Genomic DNA, 19,069 nt, shown 5'->3' on the forward strand with positions numbered 1-19,069 from the left:
CCTGGACCATAAGGTTGCATAAAAACACCCCTTATGATGCTACACATAAGATTAACCTATCTTTCTGTATAGGTTGCCGAATGACCTATCGGCATCAGCCCATGTCGCTATATCGTGAAGTAGGGGTTATACATAATACGTCCGTATTTCGGGATGTCCTGTCAGTACCCCGCTTAAGGCGTGGCCTCCTCTACAACATGCCGGGGTAGATTTACTCCGGTGGACGCAACCTCCCCGGCTTCTTTGCCCCTCCCTACTTCCATCCCGTCCTTGTGTTTGTCGCCAAGGCAGTGTCTTCGTTGTTCTATCGGTTGTACTACAAAAAATATATGTTGAAAATTAGAAACAATTCAATAAGAAAATGATTTTCTATGAAACTTTCTGATACTGCGCTGCCTTTGCAGCAAAGGCTTAGAGCGGATCGCGGAAAAGCGAAATCGCTTTGGAGCGTGAATCCGCTCGCTGAACAAGGATTTAGAGCCGGGTGCGTTTCCGGTTAAACGCACCCGGCTCTAGCGGCTGAGAACGCCGCCGCCCGATGATGGCCCCATGATCAACTCGATAAAAAAGCCCTGCGAAACCGGGTTTCGCAGGGCTTTTTCGCTGTGAATCAGTCTATGTCGACCGGGGATCAGGCCCCCGTCGTCTCCAGCTGCACACTGTTCTGCAGGGATGGATCCTTCGGCGCCGGCAGACCGGTTTCCGTCAGACAGCGCTCCCGCAGCTCTTCGATGGTGCCGCCGAAATTGAACAGGCCGATTTCACCGCGCTTGGTGGCCAGTTCGTCACGCAGCGCCACGGTGGCGGCCGCATCCACCGAACCATCAGCCGCGATGACAACACCATAACGCTTGGCGCCGTCCCGGGTCACCAGACCGCGCTTCACATCGGTTGCCACCAGGGCCGGATCGCGGGCCAGCGGGTCGCCCCAGCCGCCGCCGCCCCAGGTGTCGAAGATCAGCAGGTCGCCGGGGCGGACCTGGATATCGTCGATCTTGGCGGCCAGCACCTCTTCCACACCATTGGCGCGGATCAGCACACGGCGGGAACGCCAACCCGGCTCACCGCCATTCACACCCCAGGGATAGGTGAACCAGCGGTCATCATGGATGGCAATGGCCCCCGGCTCCAGGAAGCGATAGGAGATGCGCACCCCATTGCCGCCACGGTGCAGGCCCGGCCCGCCGCTGTCAGGGATCGTCTCGTAACGCTCAATCCGCAGCGGGAAATAGGCTTCCAGAAACTCGTTCGGCACATTGGTAAAGTTTGGCCACAGGGAGTGACCATCCGGCCCGTCGCCGAACGGACGGCCGGGGATGCCGCCGAAGCCGATCTGGAACAGCTGGTAATACTTGCCCGACCCGCGATAGGTGCCCGAGAGCATCAGGTGCGGGGAGGAGGAGAAGCCGGCAGCGTTGAGGAATTCCGGCGTGCGCTGGCCCAGCAGGGCCCCCAGCACGTCGAACACGCGACCGATACCATGGGTACGGCAGGAGAGTGCCGCCGGGTATTTCGGCTTCAGCAGGGAGCCTTCGGGGATGCGGGTTTCAACCAGATCATAGAACCCATCGTTGAACAGGATCTGCGGGTCGAACACCATGATCATGTAAATGCCGAAGAACATCTTCAGCATGTTTTCATTCAGGTAGAAATTGATCGAGCTTTCCGACTGGGGCGAAGTGCCGTCCCAGTCCAGGATCACCTTCTCCCCCTCACGCCACATGGTGGCCTTCAGCTTGAAGGGACCGAAGCCGCGACCATCATCGCAGATATAATCTTCAAAGCTGACCTTCTCCGTGCTGATCGAGGTTTCGATCAGCTTGGCCATGGCGCGCTTGTTGCGCTCCAGCAGCTCATCCACGGCAGAGATATAGACATCGGTCTGGAAACGCTTGCACATTTCCACGATACGGCGACCGGCAATGCGGCAAGACGCGATGATGGCGTTCAGGTCCGACCGGCACCAGTCGCGGGTGCGGGTGTTGTTCAGCACCAGTTCCAGCACATCCTCGTTCAGCACGCCCTTGCGGTACAGCTTGATCGGCGGGATGCGGATGCCTTCCTGGAAGATGGAGGTGGCATCGGTCGGCAGGGAGCCGGGCACCTTGCCGCCCACATCGGTCTGATGGCCAAAATGGCAGGTCCAGGCGACCAGACGCCCATCATGGAACACGGGCAGGATGATCAGCCAGTCGTTCAAATGGCTGATGGCCCCTTCGACGGAGTACGGGTCCGACAGCCAGATGACATCGCCTTCCTCAATCGTGTTCTTATAGTTCTTCAGGAAGCCACCCAGGAAGGAACCGAACTGGCCAACAACCATCTTGCCTTCATGGTTGGCGATCAGCGGGAAGGCGTCGCCCTGTTCGCGGATGCCCGGCGACATGGCCGTGCGGAACAGGGTGGCATCCATCTCCGCGCGGGCATTGCGCAGGGCGTTTTCAATAATGTCCAGCGTGATCGGGTCGATGGCGATCTTCTGGAACGGGGTCGGGTTGGTCTGAATGATCTGGGCAACCATGGGTCTATCCCCTTCTCAGAAGCTGGAAATCACTGGGCGGCGAGCGGGCGGATCAGGATCAGCCCATAGGGATCGACCTCGGCCACATGCTCGGGCAGCAGCACGGTGGTGCTGTCCATCTCGCAGATGATGGCCGGGCCGATGACGCGGTCGCCCGCCTTCAGCTTGGCACGATCATAGATGACCGCTGGATGTTCCTTGCCATCGGCCCAGATGGCATGGTCGCGCACCTTGGCGGCAGACGGGTCGCCATTACCTTCCGGCAGCTTCTCCAGCTTGATGGCTGATGCCTTGCCCAGGGCCGTGGCACGCACCGTCACCAGCTCGCGGTCCGATTCCAGGCAGAAGGTGAACAGGCGCTCATGCTCCTTATCAAAGGCAGCGCCCAGGTTTTCCAGGCCAGCAGCCGCGAACCCATCCAGGGTGACCGGCAGGGAAACCTCGAAGGCCTGACCGGAATAGCGCACACCGGCTTCGAAAGTGATTTCCTGCTCGGCCTCCGGCACGCCTTCGGCCAACAATTCCTTGGAAACAGCGGCGTGCAGCTCGCGCAGCACATCGGCCACGTTTTGGTTGCTGACATCCGGGAACGGCTTGCCGATAGACTTGGCGCGTTCGGCGCGCAGGCGGGTGGTGGCATCGCCAAAGGCGCAGAGCACGCCGGGGCTGGGGGGCACGATCACCGGCCAGCTGCCCAACAGCTTGCCCAGCGCGTTGGCGTGCAGCGGGCCGGCACCGCCAAAAGCCACCAGCGCAAAATCACGTGGATCATAGCCCTGCTGGACGGAGATCAGGCGCAGCGCGCCCATCATCGTTTCATTGGCGATGGAATAAATGCCGTTGGCGGCCTCCTGCACGCTGATGCCCAGCGTGTCGGCGATGACCTGCACTGAGGCGGCCGCCGCCGGACGGTCCAGGCGCATGGTCCCGCCCAGCAATTCCTCGGGCAGATAGCCCAGCACCACATTGGCATCGGTCACGGTCGGCTTATCGCCGCCACGGGAATAGCAGACGGGGCCGGGAACGGCACCGGCAGAGGCCGGGCCGACGCGCAGCGCCTTGGTCAGTTCCGGCACGAAGGCGATGGAACCGCCACCGGCACCCACGGTGCGGATATCCAGGGAGGTGGCACGCACCTTCAGGTCACCGCATTCGGTTTCACGCGCCAAACGCGGCTGGCCATTTTCAATCAGCGCCACATCGGTGGAGGTGCCGCCGACATCCACGGTCAGCAGATTGCCAAAACCGGACTTGCCGCACACCCACATGGCACCGGCCACGCCGCCGGCGGGGCCGCTCATCAGCAGGTTGACCGGGTGGTCCTGCGCCTTCTCAAAGCTCATCAACCCGGCATCGGAGCGCAGCAGGTTCATCTGCCCGTTCATGCCGGCCTTGTTCAGCTCCGCCTTCAGGTTGCGCACATAATTGGCCACGCGCGGACGGACATAGGAGTTGGCAACGGTGGTCAGCGCACGCTCATATTCCTGCATTTCCGGCAGGACTTCAGATGACAGCGAGATCGGCAGGTCGGGGAAGACTTCCCGGGCGATCTCACCGGCGCGCTTTTCATGCACGTCGTTGCGATAGGCGTTGATGAAGGAGATGGTCAGCGCCTCGATCCCCTCCTTCTTCAGCCCTTCCAGGGCGGTGCGCAAGGCGGCTTCATCCAGCGGGGTGACGATTGAGCCGTCTGCGCCAATGCGTTCCGGCACTTCCACCGTGGATTCCAGCGGGGCGGTCAGCGGCGGCTTGTTCCAGACGATCCAGCCGGCCAGACCGCCCGGCACGAAGGAACGGGCAATGTGCAGTACCTGGCGGTAACCATCCGTCGTCACCAGGCCCACCTTGGCGCCGGTGCTGGTCAGCACCGTGTTGGTGGCCACCGTGGTGCCGTGCATGAACAGCTGCACATCCTTGGGGTCGATCTTCGCCTTGGCACAAATCTTCAGCGTGCCATTGACGACGGCAACCGACGGGTCGTGCGGGGTGGACGGCACCTTGTCGCGGAACGTCTCACCCGTCTCATCCTCGATCAGCAGAAGGTCGGTGAAGGTACCCCCCACATCCACGCCCAGCCTGTAAGCCATCACTCTCTCCTGTTCGACCCGATTTGTTCGCATGGGGGCATGAGGCCCCATTCATTTGCGGGCAGCACTGCGCCCGGCAACGCCAGCCACAAGGCGGTTAAAGCGCCGGTTGAACGGCCGATCAGGCCGCCTTTGCCACCGGCGGGAAGATGCCGGCCCGGCCCAGCATGGCCGGGTTCTGCCGCCCCAGAACCCCTTCCAGCCACTTGGCCCCCTCAATGGCGGTGACCAGATCGACGCCGGTTTCGATCTTCATGCGGTTCAGCATGTAGACCAGATCTTCGGTCGGGATATTGCCGGTGGCGGCGGGTGCGAAGGGGCAGCCGCCAATCCCGCCCAGGGAGCTGTCCAGCACCGTCACGCCAGCCGTGATGGCGGCATAGGCATTGGCGATACCGGTATTACGGGTATTGTGGAAATGCGCCCGCAGCCGCATCCCCGGCAGGGCCTTGGCCACGGCGGTGAAGCGTTCCACCACATCGGCCGGGCTGCCCACGCCGATCGTGTCGGCAAGGGCGATTTCATCCGTGCCGTGCTCGGCCGCCCGTTTGGCGATTTCCACCACCCGTTCCACCGGCACTTCCCCTTCAAAGGGGCAGCCAAAGGCAGCGCCGATGGTGATGCTGGTGGGGATTTTGGCGGCCCGCGCGGCGGCGGCCACTTCGGCCCAGCCGGTCAGCGTGTCCAGCGTCGGCGCGCCATTATTGCGGGTGGAGAAGGTGTCGGAGGCGACCAGCACATAATTGACTTCCGAAGCGCCTGCCGCCAGCGCCCGATCAAAACCGCGCCCGTTCAGCGCCAAGCCAATATAGGAAACACCCTTATCCTTGGGCAGAGCGGACAGCACAGCCTCCGCATCGGCCATCTGCGGCACGCGCTTGGGGTTGACGAAGCTGGTCACCTCAATCCGGCGTACACCTGCGGCAATGGCCCGGTTGACCAGTTCCACTTTGGCTTCCGTGCTGACCAGCACGGCTTCGTTCTGCAGCCCGTCGCGCGGGCTGACTTCCACGATTTCGATCGAACCAGCCATCTGTCCCTATCCTTGGAAAATCCGGCAGAGGCGCGCAAAAGGCGTCGGCCCCGCCCTGTCTTTATGTATACAAACATGAGGCTGATGGACTGACAAGCGGAAAACCGTGACGATTTCATCCACGACCACTCCACGGTCAGAAAGGCGGCTTATTCCTTGTATACTGGCTATGTTCGGTGCATTCTCCCGCTTGACGGCCGGTTTTCGCCACGCGGCGCGCCTTACCGGCCCCATCCGGTTTATGTATACATTGAATGAGGAGAACGCCGTGACCGAGAAGGCCACTGAAACCCTGGGTGAAGGTCAGGTCGCCACCCGTCAGGGTCCGCTGACGGATCTGCGCGTGATCGAAATGGGCCAGCTGCTGGCTGGCCCCTTCTGCGGTCAGCTGCTGGCCGATTTCGGCGCGGAAGTGATCAAGCTGGAACAGCCGGGCGTGGGCGATCCGATGCGCGAATGGGGCCGGGAAAAGCCCCATGGCAAGTCGCTCTGGTGGCCGGTGGTGGCCCGTAACAAGAAGTCGGTCACGCTCAACCTGCGTGAAAAGGCGGCCCAGGATATCGTGCGCGATCTGGTGGCCAAGTCCGACATCCTGATCGAGAATTTCCGTCCCGGCACCATGGAACGCTGGGGCCTGGGCTATGATGTGCTGTCCAAGATCAACCCGAAACTGGTGATGGTGCGCGTCACCGGTTTCGGCCAGACCGGTCCCTATTCCAGCCAGGCCGGCTATGGTTCCATCGGTGAAGCCATGGGCGGCCTGCGCTATGTGGTGGGTGATCCCTCCACCGCTCCGTCGCGCATGGGCATTTCCATCGGTGACAGCCTGGCCGCCACCTATGCGGCCCTGGGTGCCTTGATGGCCATCCATGCCCGTGAACGCACCGGTCGTGGCCAGGTGGTGGACAGCGCCATCTATGAAGCCGTGCTGGCGATGATGGAAAGCCTGATCACCGAATATGATCAGACCGGCTATATCCGCGAACGTACCGGCCCGATTCTGCCCAACGTCGCCCCGTCCAATGTCTATCCGGCCAGCGATGATCAGATGATACTGATCGCCGCCAACCAGGATACCGTGTTCAAGCGTCTGGCAGAGGCGATGGGCCAGCCGGAGCTAGCGACCAACCCGCGCTACGCCACCCATTCCGCCCGTGGTGCCGTGCAGCAGGAACTGGATGACCTGATCGCCGATTGGACCCGCACGGTGGACAGCGCCACCCTGCTGGAGCTGATGGAAAAGCATGGCGTGCCGGCCGGCCGTATCTATCGCACCCCGGAAATGCTGGTCGACCCGCATTTCCAAGCCCGCCAGAACATCATCAAGGTGGCCCACCCGATCTTCGGCAAGCTGGCGATGCAGAATGTCGCCCCCCGCCTGTCGGATACACCGGGCGGCGTTGTTCATGCCGGCCCGGAACTGGGCCAGCATACGGAAGAAATCCTGTCCGGCGTTCTGGGCCTGAATGGCGAGAAGCTGGCCAGCCTGAAAGCCGCAGGGATCATCTGAGCCATGACGAAAGATCTGAATGCCGATTACGCGCAGGCCGGTTTCGGCAACCGGCTGGGTTGGGGCAAGCGCCCCGCCCTGCTTATCATTGATTTCGTCAAAGCCTATCTCGACCCGGCCTGTCCGCTTTATGCGGGGGTGGAGAAGACGCGCGACGGGGCGGAAGCCCTGTTGCGCGCCGCACGCGCCGCCGGCATCCCGGTGATCCACACCAATGTTGCCTATACGCCCGGCGGCGTGGATGGCGGGGTGTTTTTCCGGAAGGTCAAGGCGCTGAGCTGTTTTGAACGCGACAAGCACCCGCAATGGGCTGCCTTCGCCGACGGGCTGGAACCGTTGCCGTCCGAACCGGTGGTGACCAAGCAATATGCCAGCGCCTTTTTCGGCACCTCCCTGGCCGCCACCTTCACCGCCATGGGCGTGGATACGGTGCTGATCGCCGGGCTTTCCACCTCGGGCTGTGTGCGGGCCTCGGCCCTGGATGCCTGCCAGAACGGGTTCATTCCCCTGGTGGTGCGGGAAGCCGTGGGCGACCGCGACCCGCGCATCCAGGAAGCCAACCTGTTCGACCTGAACGCCAAATATGCCGACGTGATTGCGTTGGAAGAGGCGATCAGCCATTTGGCAGGTAGCGTGTGATGAGTGCGACGGCCAGGGCCTATCAGGCCGTCCGGGGGCTGATCCTGGATGGCACGCTTCCACCGGGCAGCCGGTTGAAGGAAGAGGAACTGGCCGAGCGGATCGGCGTCAGTCGCACGCCGATCCGCGAAGCCCTGCGCCGTCTGGTGGCCGAAGGTTTGGCCGCCAAACCGGACAGCGGGGCCGGCGTGCTGGTACCGGACTGGTCCTATCGGGAGCTGGAGGAACAGTTCCGCCTGCGCGGGCTGATGGAGGCCCATGCCGTCACCCTGGCGGCATCCCGCATCAGTGATGAAGAGATTGAGCGGTTGCAGGCCCTGGCCGACGCCATGGAAACCTGCGTGGCCCATAAGGGGGATGATTATCTGACCCTGAATGGGGAGTTCCACCACACCATCCTGTCAGCCGCCGGCAGCCGGCTGCTGGCAGCATTGATGCCGCATCTGGTGGAAGCGCCGGTGATCAACCGGACCTTCCATGCCTATGATCAGGCAGCATTGGAACGCAGCAACCGGCACCATCGGGAACTGGTGGCGGCCCTGCGGCTGCGCGATGCCGATTGGGCAGCGTCCGTCATGCGCTCCCACATCGCCAATGCCTGGCATAGCTGGTCCAGCGGCATGGCCGCCCCGTAATTTGTTCGTATTCTGTTCCCATTTTAATTGGTTGCGGTTATCATGACGCGTACCCGTGCGTTGATAACCGGAACCTCTGCCCTTGCCCGCCAGCTTCTCCCTTGATCCGTTATCCCTGATCCTTGGCGCCCTGTTGGCGGCCAGTCTTGTCGCCCTCTGGCTGCGCCAGGGGGCGGCCCGGCGGCTGGCCGGCTTGCGGGCGGAGGTGGCGGGCCTGCGGGCCGAACGCGACCATATGGGCCGGCATCTGGGGGAACTTCGCCATGAATTGGCGGAGCGAGACCGGCTACTGGCCGATCTCCGCCGGCAATGGATGGGCGAACAGGCGGCACGGGCAGCGGCAGAGGCGGTGGCGGAACGCGTGCCGCTGCTGGAAGAGCGGTTGGCCGAGGCCCAGGATGAACAATCCCATCTGCAAGCAGCTCTGGCCGAAACCCGCACTGAGTTGGAACAGGAACGGCGCGGCAATACAGAGAAGCTTGCCCTGCTGGATCAGGCGCAAGCCCGGCTGGGGGATGCCTTCAAGGCCCTGTCGGCAGAAGCACTTTCCGCCAATAACCGCGATTTCCTGACGCTAGCCCAGGCGCAGCTGGAAAAATTCCAGGAATCGGCACGCGGCGACCTGGATAAGCGCAATGCCGCCATTGACGCTCTGGTCACCCCCATCCGCGACCACCTGACCAAGTTCGGGGAGGCGGTGCAGGGCATCGAACAGGCGCGGGTGGGTGCCTATGTGGAGTTGAAGACGCAGATCGCCCATCTGATGGAGGGGCAAGGCCAGTTGCGGGCGGAAACCGGCAATCTGGTGAAGGCCCTGCGCAGCCCGGTGACCCGGGGCCGCTGGGGCGAAATCCAGCTCCGCCGCGTGGTGGAAATGGCCGGGATGCTGGACCATTGCGATTTCTTCGAACAGGCCAGCACCCAGACCAGCGACGGCGCGCGGCTGCGACCGGACCTGATCGTCCGCCTGCCCGGCGGCAAAAGCATTGTCGTGGATGCCAAGGCCCCCCTGGAAGCCTATCTGGATGCCACGCAGGATGGCGATGACCGGGCCAAGATGGTGCATCTGGCCCGCCACGCCCGGCATATCCGCGACCATATGAAGGGGCTGGGGGAGAAGCGTTATTGGGCGCAGTTCGATCCGGCCCCGGAATTTGTCGTGCTGTTCCTACCGGGGGAGAATTTCTTCTCCGCCGCCTTGGAGCAGGATCCCGGCCTGATTGAAGCCGGGATTGACCAATCGGTGATCCCGGCCACCCCCACCACCCTGATCGCCCTGCTGCGCGCCGTCTCCTATGGCTGGCGGCAGGAGGCGCTGACCCGCAATGCCCAGACCATCAGCCAGTTGGGGCGGGAGCTTTATGAGCGGCTGGCGGTGATGGCCGACCATATGGGCCGTGTCGGCAAGGGGCTGGGCGGGGCGGTTAACAGCTATAATGCCGCCGTGGCCTCGCTGGAATCGCGGGTGCTGGTCACCGCCCGGCGCTTCAAGGATTTGCGTGCCGCCCCCGATGGCGCCAGCCTGCCCGAACTGGCCCCGCTGGACCATGCGCCGCGCCAGCCCATGGCCCTGGCCGACCCCTTGCCGGAAAATGATGGGCTGCCGGCCCCGCTGGCGGGGGAGTAGACCCGCACCCATGGCGCTTGACGCCAAAGGGCTTGGGGCCTATCTGCCCACAATGTAATAATGCCATCCGCGTTCCACCCCCGCCCGCCGGACCGAAGAAGAAATGTCTCTGCTGCCCATCCTCACCATCCCCGACACCCGCCTGAAGGCCAAGTGCAAGCCGCTGGACAATGTGGACGGTCGTGTCGCCGACCTGATGGATAATATGCTGGAGACGATGTACAAGGCGCCCGGCATCGGTCTGGCCGCCCCGCAGGTGGGCATCCTGGAACGGCTGATCGTGGTCGATGTCACCGACCACAAGAACGAAAAGCCGAACCCGCTGGCCATGGTCAACCCGGAACTGATCTGGACCTCGGATGAACTGGCGGTGACGCAGGAAGGCTGCCTGTCCATCCCGGAAATCTATGCCGACGTCACCCGCCCGGCCCAGGTCCGCGTGCGTTATGTTGACCGCGCCGGGGAGGTGCAGGAAATGGATGCCGATGGCCTGCTGGCCACCTGTATACAGCATGAAATTGATCACCTGAACGGCGTGCTGTTCATCGATCATCTGTCGTCGCTGAAGCGCAATATGGTGCTGCGCAAGTATAACAAGGCCAAGCGCGGCTGATTCGCGCCGACCGCCCCTTTCCCGTTGCCTGGATATTCCACAATGTCGCTGCGCCTCGCCTTCATGGGCACGCCGGATTTTTCGGTTGGCATCCTGGATGCGCTGGTGCAGGCCGGCCATCAGGTGGTCTGTGTCTATAGCCAGCCGCCCCGCCCCGCCGGGCGCGGCCAGCAGCTGCAGGCATCGCCGGTGCATCGCCGGGCGGAAGCCCTGGGTATCCCAGTGCGCACGCCGAAAAGCCTGCGCCATGCCGACGCCCAGCGGGAATTTGCCGAACTGGGGCTGGATGCGGCCATTGTCGCCGCCTATGGGCTGATCCTGCCGCAGGTGGTGCTGGACGCGCCGCGCCTGGGCTGCATCAACGTCCATGCCAGCCTGCTGCCGCGCTGGCGGGGAGCCGCCCCTATCCACCGCGCCCTGCTGGCCGGCGACGCCGAAACCGGCGTGACAATCATGCAGATGGATGCCGGGCTGGATACCGGCACCATGCTGTTGAAGGACAGCATCGCCATCGGCCCGCGCATGATTGTATCGGAACTGCATGACGCGCTGGCCGCCATGGGCGCCCGGCTGATGGTGGCGGCCCTGCCCGGCATCGCTGATGGCAGCCTGAAACCGGAACCCCAACCAACCGAGGGCGTGACCTATGCCGCCAAGCTGGTGAAGGATGAAGGCCGGCTGGACCTGTCGCGCCCCGCCCTTGAACTGGATCGGCAAATCCGGGGGCTAAACCCCTGGCCCGGCTGCTGGATCGACCTGCCCAATGGGGAAAAGCTGAAGGTGCTATCCGCCGAGCCGGTGGCCGGCAAGGCGGCAGCCGGCACTCTGCTGGACAGCACCGGCACGCTGGCCTGTGGCGAGGGGGCGTTGCGCCTGTTGCGGGTACAGCGGCCCGGCCGCGGCCCGGTGGATGCCGCCGCCTTCCTCAATGGCTTTCCGCACAAGGTCGGCGAACGGCTTGTTTAAGCTGGATTAATTATCCACCAGCAATCGTGTCAGCGCTGCCCGGAAATCGTCGGGCAGCGGCGTCGGTCGCCGGTTTTCCCGATCCACATAGACATGGATGAAATGGCCGGCGGCGGCGGCCTCCTCCGTCCCCTGCCGGAAAATCCCCACCTCATACCGGACGGAACTGTTGCCCAGCTTGGTGACGGCGATGCCGATATCCAATTGATCGGGAAAGGCAACGGGGGCGAAGTAACGGCAGCCGGTTTCCACCACCAGCCCGATCACAGCACCCCCATGAATATCCAGCACCCCGGCGCGGATGAGATATTCATTCACCGCCGTATCGAAATAGGAATAATAGGTCACGTTATTGACGTGACCATAGACGTCATTATCCATCCAGCGCGTGCCCAGCGGGGAGAAGTGCCGGTATTGCGCGCGGGTGGGCGTGGGTTCACGGGCCATGTTTGCTACCCCTTAAAAGAACAGCGCCACATGCTGCATACCGGCGGCCACCGGTAAACCGTCCCGGTTCCAGATGCCCATCTGTTGGCTGCTGTTGCCATCCACCGCATTCTGCAGGGTGGAGCGCAACAGCCACCAGCCATCCGTGGTCACAGGCGGATGCTGCATGAAATTGATCGTCCAGTTGGCCGAACTGGTCGGCCCCGGCCGGCGGGCCAGCGGCATGGCGGCCGGGGGAAGCGCGTCGGCCAACGCCAGCAGGCCGACAGAAGGATCGATATCCCGCCCATCGCGCAGGCGGACCCAGAAGGCAAAGTCGCTGCGCGGCGTGCCATCCTTGGCCTGCCAGAAAATGGCCGGCCGGTAATCGAAATTCTCCGTGAAGGCCGGGCGCTGTTCCACCGGGAATTCCAGGGGCTTGGCCCCCGGCGGCGGCACATCCGGCATCGGATGCCGGGTGACATCCACGCTGGAGGATTGGGCGGCCATGAACAGAAAGATCGCCCGCAGGCCCAGCCCATTCTCCCCCATCACATCGGCCTGGATATAAGCGCTGGAACGGCCCCGCCGCAGCAGTGACGCCGTAACCTGCACCCGGCCCCCCAGCGGCCCGATAAAGGCGATCTGGGCAGAACGCAAAGGCGGCAGGTCCGGGGCAAAGCGCCGGGCCGCCTCCAATGCCAGGGCCGCCGACAGGCCGCCATAGGCGGTGCGCCCCTGGGCCCAGCTGGCCGGCACCGTGACGGAGAATCCCGTCCCCTCCCACGCGGCGGCATTCAACAAGGCAGCCAGGGACATGGCCGCCCCCTCCCCATTCTCTTCAACCATCGATATTTGATTCCGGGTTGTTTAATACTGAAAATTCTGCCCAGTCGCTTGATTATTGGCAAACAAAATCATCCAGCCATACTAATTTTACGATAAAATTGCACTGCACCTGTATGCGGGCCATGACGACATGAAGATGACATGATAACTTCATCGCCATGACTGATCTGACCGCCGCCAGCCGCCAGCGCAACAAGCGCGACCTGATCATCGCCGCCGCTTCCGGCCTGATCTATGATCAGGGGATTCGCGGCATGACACTGGGGGAGGTGGCGGCCCTTGTCGGGCTCAGCACCACCAGCGTCACCTATTATTTCAAACGCAAGGATCAACTGGCGGAAGCCTGTTTCGATGATACGCTGGAACGGTTCCGGGCCCTGGTGACCGGTGCCGGGCGGCATGGCGGCGGGCCGCGCGCCCGGGTTGCGGCGCTGGTGGATGGTTTTTTTGCCACCTACCATGCCATCCGGCGGGGGGTAGAACCGGCGGTGGCGCGCATCTCCGACATGCGCGCTATGGAAGAACCGCAGCGTGAGCGGCTGCTGAACCAGTATCATGACAGTTACCGCACCGTGCGCGACCTGTTTGGTGATAACAGCCAACAGGCGACCCGCTGGGCCAATACAGCCCGCACCCATGTGCTGCTGGAATCCCTGTTCTGGGTACAGGCCTGGCTGCCGCTGCATATGCCGGAAGAATATGACCGGGTGCGCCATCGCCTGCTGGATCTGTTCGCCCAGGGGCTGGCCCCGGAAGGGGGGGGCTGGTCGCCCAGCATCCTGTCCCTGCCGGCGCTGGAGGAGGATGGCAGCAAGCGGGATTTTCTGGCCGCCGCTACAAGGCTGATCAATGCGCGCGGCTATCGCGGCGCCTCGGTTGACCGAATCGTGGCGGAACTGAACGTCACCAAGGGCAGTTTCTACCATCATCTGGATGCCAAGGATGATCTGGTCTATGCCTGTTTCCAGCGCAGTTTCGCGGTGGTGAAACAGGCGCAGGATATGGCCATTGCCCTGCCCCGCGTCAGTCAGCGCGACCGGCTTGCCGCCGCCGTCGCCACCCTGCTGGACCTGCAATTTGACAGCCGGCGCGCGCCCCTGTTGCGCAGCGTGGCGCTGCAGGCTTTGCCGAATGATCTGCGGGATGAGGTAATCAAGCAATCCAACCGGCTGGCACGGCGGTTTGCCGGCATGGTGATTGACGGCATCATCGAAGGCTCGATCCGCACGGTTGATCCGTTGGTTGCCTCGCAGACCATCATGGCGATGGTCAACGCCGCCTATGAGCTGGCGCCCTGGGCGGCAAAGCAACCGCCGGGACAGGCGGTCACCACCTATGCCGCCACGCTGTTTGACGGGCTGTTCGGCCGGGGCTGATCACCAGCCACCGGCCCGCAGCCATTCCGCCATCTGGTCCAGCCGGTCGGCCCCCCAGAAGGGTTCGCCATCAACCAGGAAGAAGGGGGCACCGAAGACACCGCGCGCAATGGCAGCATCCGTTTCCGCCCGCAGCCTTTCCTTGATGGCCGTCTCCGCCATGCCCTGTTCCATGGCATCACGGTCAATGCCAAGGCCGGCCGCAACATCCAGCACATTTTCCGGCAACGCCATATCCCGCCCCTCGGCCCAATGCGCATTGAAAATGGCACGGGCAAAGGCCGCCGGCAGATGCCCGTCGCCGCCCTGCCCCTCCAACCAATAGAATCCGCGCGACGCAGCAAGCGAAGCAAAGGGCATGGGCAAAGGGTGGGCCACGGTAATACCCCAGTGGCGGGCACAGCGCGGCACATCATGGCGCAGATAATCGCCCTGCAGCGGCTTCATCAGGTTGGGCTGGCCGGCCGTCACCTTGAACACCGCCCCCAGCAGGATGGGCCGCCAGCGAACCACCCGGCCCAGATCGGCGGCCACGGCATCCACCCGGCAGGCCGCCAGATAGGCATAGGGCGAAGCGAAATCGAAAAAGAACTCAATCGGTGAGCGGTCCATCGCCATGTCTCCCAGACATTCACCAGGGAATGCGCCGCCCGTCAAAGGCGATGAAGCTGGCAGTATCGGTGGGTCCGGCAGCGGCAATCACCCGCCGCAGGCCGGCCACACTGTCCCCCACCGGCAGCGGCGCCTTCGGCCCGCCCATATCGGTCTGCACCCAGCCGGGATGCAGGGCCAGCAGGATGATCCCCTGATCGGCCAGATCGGCCGCCAGGCTGCGGATACCCATATTCACCGCCGCCTTGGAGGCGCGGTAGGCATAAAGGCCGCCGGATACATTCTCAGCCAGCGATGCCAGCTGGCTGGACAGCGTCGCCACCTTGGCTCCCGGCCGCAGATTATCCTTCAGGGCCAGGGTCAGCAGGATGGGTGCCAGGGCATTGACCTGCATGGTTTCCAGCCAGCCGGCCGCATCAATCCCATCCTTTGATTGCCGGGTCGGGTCCGGCCCCATGGTGCCAGCATTATGGATCAGCAGGTCGATGGCACGGCCTTGCATCAAGGCGGCAAAGGCGGCGATGGACTCCGCCGCATTCACCGCCAAGGGCTGGACCTCCACCCCAGCCAAATCGGCCAGACCGCCTTGGTTGCTCCCATCCCGGCGGGTGGCCACCACCTGCCAGCCATCGGCGGCATATTGGCGGGCCAATTCCAGGCCGATCCCCCGATTGGCCCCGGTGATAACGACAAGCGGCATAATGCCTCCCTCCCTGATGTCCAAACCTGAGATTGTGGATGACAATCGGGCAGATCAAGCCGCCAGCAGGTGATAAACCGCCGCAATGATCAGCAGGACAGAGGCCGCCAGCATGGGAATCCAGGTCAGCAGAATGCCCCACATCCGCCCGAAACTGCGCCCCTCCGGCCGGGTGGAGATGCCATAGGCGTGCAGCACCCGGCCCAGCACCAGGGCAATACCCAGCCCATGCAGCAGATAAAGGGAATGGTGCGTCAGTTCCAGCAGTGTCAGCAGGATCAGCGTCAGCGGCACATATTCCACAAAATTTCCCTGGGCACGGATGGCCCCGATCAGGGCGGGCACGCCGCCATCACCGACCGACACATTGTGCCGCATCCGCTGGCGCGAGACCAGAAAGCTGAGCACAAGCAGCACAATCCCCAACAGGCCGGCATAAAGCGGCGTCACCATGAACGGCATCTGACATTTCCCCTGATTTGTTGTTTATCAAGAACAGTTTATAGTCTGGTACGCTACCCCTTGCCCCCAAGTGATCGTCCAAACCTTCTATTAAGGCTGTGTTCTAAGTGCTCGAAGTTGAGCTACTTCCTCTGGCGTCACTTTGGGCCAGGCTTTCGACTGGCCGCAATTATAATTGACCCACAAGGCATTCTTGGCTGCGGATGGATCTGTCTTCGGCCAAGGGCGGGGTATGAGAAAGAGTAGATACTCCCCCGCCAGGTCCGGTGTGCCGCCTTCGGCATCCATATAGAATCCGCCGCTGTCTCGGTACGTAAAGAACGTGAATTTCGCCGGTAGTTTCCCCTTAAAGCTCTCGACAGTTTCGAGTTTGTAAAGGGTCCAGGAATCGTCTTCATCCGACCAATGGTAATCGGCAGCAATCACCCTGGCACGAACGACCCATTTTGAATCAGCAAACTCCTGCGCAATGGTTGTTTTAGCGGAAAATACACCATGATAAAGGCAAAATGCGTGAGCTGGCAACACAAAAACGCAAGAAAATCCGATGGATATCAAAGTTATTACAAAAATATATTTTTTATAAATACAGAAACTGTGTATACTTATATCTCTGTAATTTAATTTAAAATTTAATTTAATATCCATCAATTTTTTATTTCTTGAAATTACCATTTTTTCCATAGGATTATCCTTCATAGATTCTTATTTTACTATAATTTACGACAATTCATCGGTGTTTTTCCAGGAAATTACTGTATCTTCTGAAGCCTTTCTGTCTCTCCACCGTCATTCCGCGCAGGCGGGAATGACGGTGGAGACTGGAAAATAGTCAGATGTTCATGGGCGACCTCTCACCATAACTTAGCCTAAATCGGCGTGCCGGTCGACGCTGCCCTGCCCGTCAAAGGCGAAACGGATGATCAGGTCGGCTACAGCGCGATCCGCCAACAGCCGGCGATGGCCCAACCCATCCACCAGATGCCGACGCATTCCTGGCCAGAAGGCGGCCAGATGCAGCGCATCGGCGACCGGGGCCACCCGGTCGTCACTGCTATGGATCAGCAGGCCAGTCACAGTCCCCACCGGCGGATGCAGGGTCAGCCCATGCAGCGGCTGCCCCAAGGCCTGATCGATCCGCTGCAACATGGCCGCCTGTTCCGCCTCTGTCAGGGCCAGAACCTGGGCAATCTGCTGCACCGGCCAGCGGACATCCGCCATCGGGGCCAGTAAGGCCACGCGGCCGGGCTGAAACCCGTCTGCCATGGCGGCAACCATGGCGCTGCCCCCCAACCCATGGCCGATGGCCAGATCAACCGGCCCCCCTGCCGCTTTGGCCACGGCCTGGACGGCGGCAGCCATGGAAAGAACATGGGAGACATCGCCGCCGCTGCGCCCATGGGCCGGCGCGTCGAAGGCCACCACCCGCGCGCCGGCATCGGTCAGCGCGATGATCAGCGGCATCATGTCCTGTATCTGCCCTTCCCAATCATGGGCCAGCAGGATCAGGGGGGCCGCCACCCGCTCCGCCCCCCAGAGCCGGGCATTCAGGTGGGGAACCATGCCCGGCACCGCCAGCACCATTCCACCCGCCGGTTCCGGCAATGCCGGCGGCGCCACATGCCGTTCGGGCACCAGATAGAGATCCGCCGCCCGCTCTGCCCGCGAGAGCGGCATCAGCCAGTCCGGCAAATGGGGCAGTGCCGACCATAAATTAAACCGATCGTTCGTGCTTTTTTCGGAGTAAAAACTCACATGGGCCATGATTGTCCCCCATTTCCCTGATGAGCGTCTGCAACGCCCGTTGAACCCGAATTACGCCCCAACCGGTCGGCTGCGCTCAATCAACTGATTGATGGCCGTCCGCACCCAAGCCTCCGCCCGTGGATCTTTCAGCAGGCGATAGGTTTGGGTGAAACCGAAGCACAGCGAAATCCCCTCAAACGCGAACTGTTCCACATCCAGGTCAGCGCGCAGATGGCCTTCATCCACAGCGCGCTTCACCGCCCCGGTCACCAGATGGCGCAAATCTTCCTGATGGCGGATGATCATGTCGCGCAAGGGGCCGGGCCTGTCGTCAAACTCAATCGACGCGGCCTGGATCGGACAGCCGCCGGGCAGAACCGGGGCCAGCGTCCAGGCGATCCAATTCTCAAACAGGCCCAGCACGCGCGGCAACCCGCGCGGCAAAGCCATGGCCGGGCGCACCACCGTATCGGCATACAGCTCCGCCGCCCGCCCCAGCACGGCGGCCTGCAACATCTCCTTGCTGCCGAAATGCGCGAACAGCCCGCTTTTCGACATGCCCAGCCGTTCCGCCAGCGTGCCGATGGTCAGGCCCGTCAACCCGTCCGTGCTGGTCATAGCCAGCGCTTCGTCCAGGATGGTGGCGCGTGTGCGTTCCCCTTTGCTCATGGAGAAAATAATACGAACGGTCGTGCTATTGTCAATCCCCTACGCCCAACATGGCAGCCTATAGCCAAATGCCGGTGTCGGGCGTAATGATGGCGCAGCCGTTAATCATTGCGGGAGCGCCTTGCCCATGTCCGCCGCGTTCGAACGCCGTACTTTCGCACCCGGTGAGATGATCTTCAAGGAAGGCGATCCAGGCGACAGCCTTTATGTGGTAGAAAAGGGCCGGGTGCGTATCTGGCGGGGGGAGATCGAGCATCCCACCATCATCGGTGCGGTCGATGAAAAGGGCGTCTTCGGCGAAATGGCCATTTTCGACCGCAAACCCCGTATGGCCAATGCGTCGGCCGAGATGGAGTCGGTGCTGATGCGGATGCCGGCCAGCGTGCTGCGCGAAAGTCTGTATGGCGCCGATCCGCTGTTGCGCCAACTGGTGCAATTGCTGATCGACAATATCCGCACCATGGCCAAACGGCTGGATGAGCTGGAGGCCAAGCTGGGCTGAAGCCCTGGGGCCCCTGCCCGATCAGGCCGCCGCTGTCCCTGCCTTATTGTTTCTGCTGAGTGAATATATCGGCGTGAAAATCGTCTCTCGACTCAT

At 62.4% G+C, this 19,069-nt stretch carries 19 protein-coding genes; 8 read left to right on the forward strand and 11 right to left on the reverse strand.

The genetic code is table 11. From position 1 onward, the window contains the following. Positions 1–631 precede the first annotated feature (631 nt). The 3 genes from PCJ49_RS02285 to PCJ49_RS02295 form a co-directional block, all read right to left on the reverse strand. Positions 632–2,521: a hydantoinase B/oxoprolinase family protein gene (locus tag PCJ49_RS02285; RefSeq protein ID WP_269909522.1), complete on the reverse strand. Its 1,890-nt coding sequence runs from the start codon at positions 2,519–2,521 to the stop codon at positions 632–634. 29 nt (positions 2,522–2,550) lie between these two features. Then, complete coding sequence (locus PCJ49_RS02290; RefSeq protein WP_269909523.1) at positions 2,551–4,608, reverse strand: hydantoinase/oxoprolinase family protein; 2,058 nt, start codon at positions 4,606–4,608, stop codon at positions 2,551–2,553. A 121-nt stretch (positions 4,609–4,729) separates the two neighbouring features. Further along, on the reverse strand, positions 4,730–5,641 hold the full coding sequence (locus PCJ49_RS02295) for a hydroxymethylglutaryl-CoA lyase (protein WP_269909524.1): 912 nt from the start codon (positions 5,639–5,641) through the stop codon (positions 4,730–4,732). A gap of 268 nt (positions 5,642–5,909) precedes the next feature. On the opposite strand from PCJ49_RS02295, the gene PCJ49_RS02300 reads away from it, so the two are divergent. The 6 genes from PCJ49_RS02300 to fmt all read left to right on the forward strand — a co-directional run bounded on the left by PCJ49_RS02300 (position 5,910) and on the right by fmt (position 11,631). Further along, positions 5,910–7,151, forward strand: a complete 1,242-nt coding sequence (locus PCJ49_RS02300; RefSeq protein ID WP_200819838.1) for a CaiB/BaiF CoA-transferase family protein — start codon at positions 5,910–5,912, stop codon at positions 7,149–7,151. A gap of 3 nt (positions 7,152–7,154) precedes the next feature. Beyond that, positions 7,155–7,790 (forward strand): isochorismatase family protein, encoded by a 636-nt coding sequence (locus PCJ49_RS02305; protein ID WP_269909525.1) that lies wholly within the window; start codon positions 7,155–7,157, stop codon positions 7,788–7,790. Further along, the gene (locus tag PCJ49_RS02310) at positions 7,790–8,425 is read left to right on the forward strand and encodes a GntR family transcriptional regulator (protein WP_269909526.1); all 636 of its coding nucleotides are present in this window, start codon (positions 7,790–7,792) and stop codon (positions 8,423–8,425) included. The genes PCJ49_RS02305 and PCJ49_RS02310 overlap by 1 nt, the downstream gene beginning before the upstream one ends. 82 nt (positions 8,426–8,507) lie before the next feature. After that, on the forward strand, positions 8,508–10,052 hold the full coding sequence (rmuC, locus tag PCJ49_RS02315; RefSeq protein ID WP_269909527.1) for a DNA recombination protein RmuC: 1,545 nt from the start codon (positions 8,508–8,510) through the stop codon (positions 10,050–10,052). Between the two features lie 103 nt (positions 10,053–10,155). After that, the gene (gene def, locus PCJ49_RS02320; RefSeq protein ID WP_269909528.1) at positions 10,156–10,665 is read left to right on the forward strand and encodes a peptide deformylase; all 510 of its coding nucleotides are present in this window, start codon (positions 10,156–10,158) and stop codon (positions 10,663–10,665) included. Positions 10,666–10,707: 42 nt separating this feature from the next. Beyond that, positions 10,708–11,631: a methionyl-tRNA formyltransferase gene (fmt, locus tag PCJ49_RS02325; protein ID WP_269909529.1), complete on the forward strand. Its 924-nt coding sequence runs from the start codon at positions 10,708–10,710 to the stop codon at positions 11,629–11,631. A 6-nt stretch (positions 11,632–11,637) separates the two neighbouring features. Here the strand turns inward: fmt and PCJ49_RS02330 are convergent, their stop codons facing one another. Beyond that, positions 11,638–12,078, reverse strand: a complete 441-nt coding sequence (locus PCJ49_RS02330; RefSeq protein WP_269909530.1) for a thioesterase family protein — start codon at positions 12,076–12,078, stop codon at positions 11,638–11,640. A 12-nt stretch (positions 12,079–12,090) separates the two neighbouring features. Beyond that, positions 12,091–12,906 carry a thioesterase family protein gene (locus PCJ49_RS02335; RefSeq protein ID WP_269909531.1) on the reverse strand — a complete coding sequence of 272 codons (816 nt, stop codon included), beginning with the start codon at positions 12,904–12,906 and terminating at the stop codon, positions 12,091–12,093. Positions 12,907–13,064: 158 nt separating this feature from the next. On the opposite strand from PCJ49_RS02335, the gene PCJ49_RS02340 reads away from it, so the two are divergent. Next, positions 13,065–14,282 (forward strand): TetR/AcrR family transcriptional regulator, encoded by a 1,218-nt coding sequence (locus PCJ49_RS02340; RefSeq protein WP_269909532.1) that lies wholly within the window; start codon positions 13,065–13,067, stop codon positions 14,280–14,282. Here the strand turns inward: PCJ49_RS02340 and PCJ49_RS02345 are convergent, their stop codons facing one another. From PCJ49_RS02345 to PCJ49_RS02370, 6 genes are all read right to left on the reverse strand, one after another. Further along, on the reverse strand, positions 14,283–14,894 hold the full coding sequence (locus PCJ49_RS02345) for a 2-hydroxychromene-2-carboxylate isomerase (protein WP_269909533.1): 612 nt from the start codon (positions 14,892–14,894) through the stop codon (positions 14,283–14,285). A 19-nt stretch (positions 14,895–14,913) separates the two neighbouring features. Continuing rightward, the gene (locus tag PCJ49_RS02350; RefSeq protein WP_269909534.1) at positions 14,914–15,594 is read right to left on the reverse strand and encodes an SDR family oxidoreductase; all 681 of its coding nucleotides are present in this window, start codon (positions 15,592–15,594) and stop codon (positions 14,914–14,916) included. Positions 15,595–15,648: 54 nt separating this feature from the next. Continuing rightward, positions 15,649–16,056: an MAPEG family protein gene (locus PCJ49_RS02355; protein WP_269909535.1), complete on the reverse strand. Its 408-nt coding sequence runs from the start codon at positions 16,054–16,056 to the stop codon at positions 15,649–15,651. Positions 16,057–16,146: 90 nt separating this feature from the next. After that, the gene (locus PCJ49_RS02360; RefSeq protein ID WP_269909536.1) at positions 16,147–16,740 is read right to left on the reverse strand and encodes a hypothetical protein; all 594 of its coding nucleotides are present in this window, start codon (positions 16,738–16,740) and stop codon (positions 16,147–16,149) included. Positions 16,741–16,920: 180 nt separating this feature from the next. Further along, positions 16,921–17,733 carry an alpha/beta fold hydrolase gene (locus PCJ49_RS02365; RefSeq protein WP_269909537.1) on the reverse strand — a complete coding sequence of 271 codons (813 nt, stop codon included), beginning with the start codon at positions 17,731–17,733 and terminating at the stop codon, positions 16,921–16,923. A 138-nt stretch (positions 17,734–17,871) separates the two neighbouring features. Further along, positions 17,872–18,471, reverse strand: a complete 600-nt coding sequence (locus PCJ49_RS02370) for a TetR/AcrR family transcriptional regulator (protein WP_089287070.1) — start codon at positions 18,469–18,471, stop codon at positions 17,872–17,874. 127 nt (positions 18,472–18,598) lie between these two features. Between PCJ49_RS02370 and PCJ49_RS02375 the strand changes: the two genes are divergently transcribed. Next, a complete protein-coding gene (locus PCJ49_RS02375; protein WP_269909538.1) occupies positions 18,599–18,973 on the forward strand; it encodes a cyclic nucleotide-binding domain-containing protein in 375 nt (124 codons plus the stop codon). The last annotated feature ends 96 nt before the right edge of the window (positions 18,974–19,069 follow it).

The sequence above is a fragment of the Niveispirillum sp. BGYR6 genome (assembly GCF_027568365.1).
Taxonomy (GTDB): Bacteria; Pseudomonadota; Alphaproteobacteria; order Azospirillales; family Azospirillaceae; genus Niveispirillum.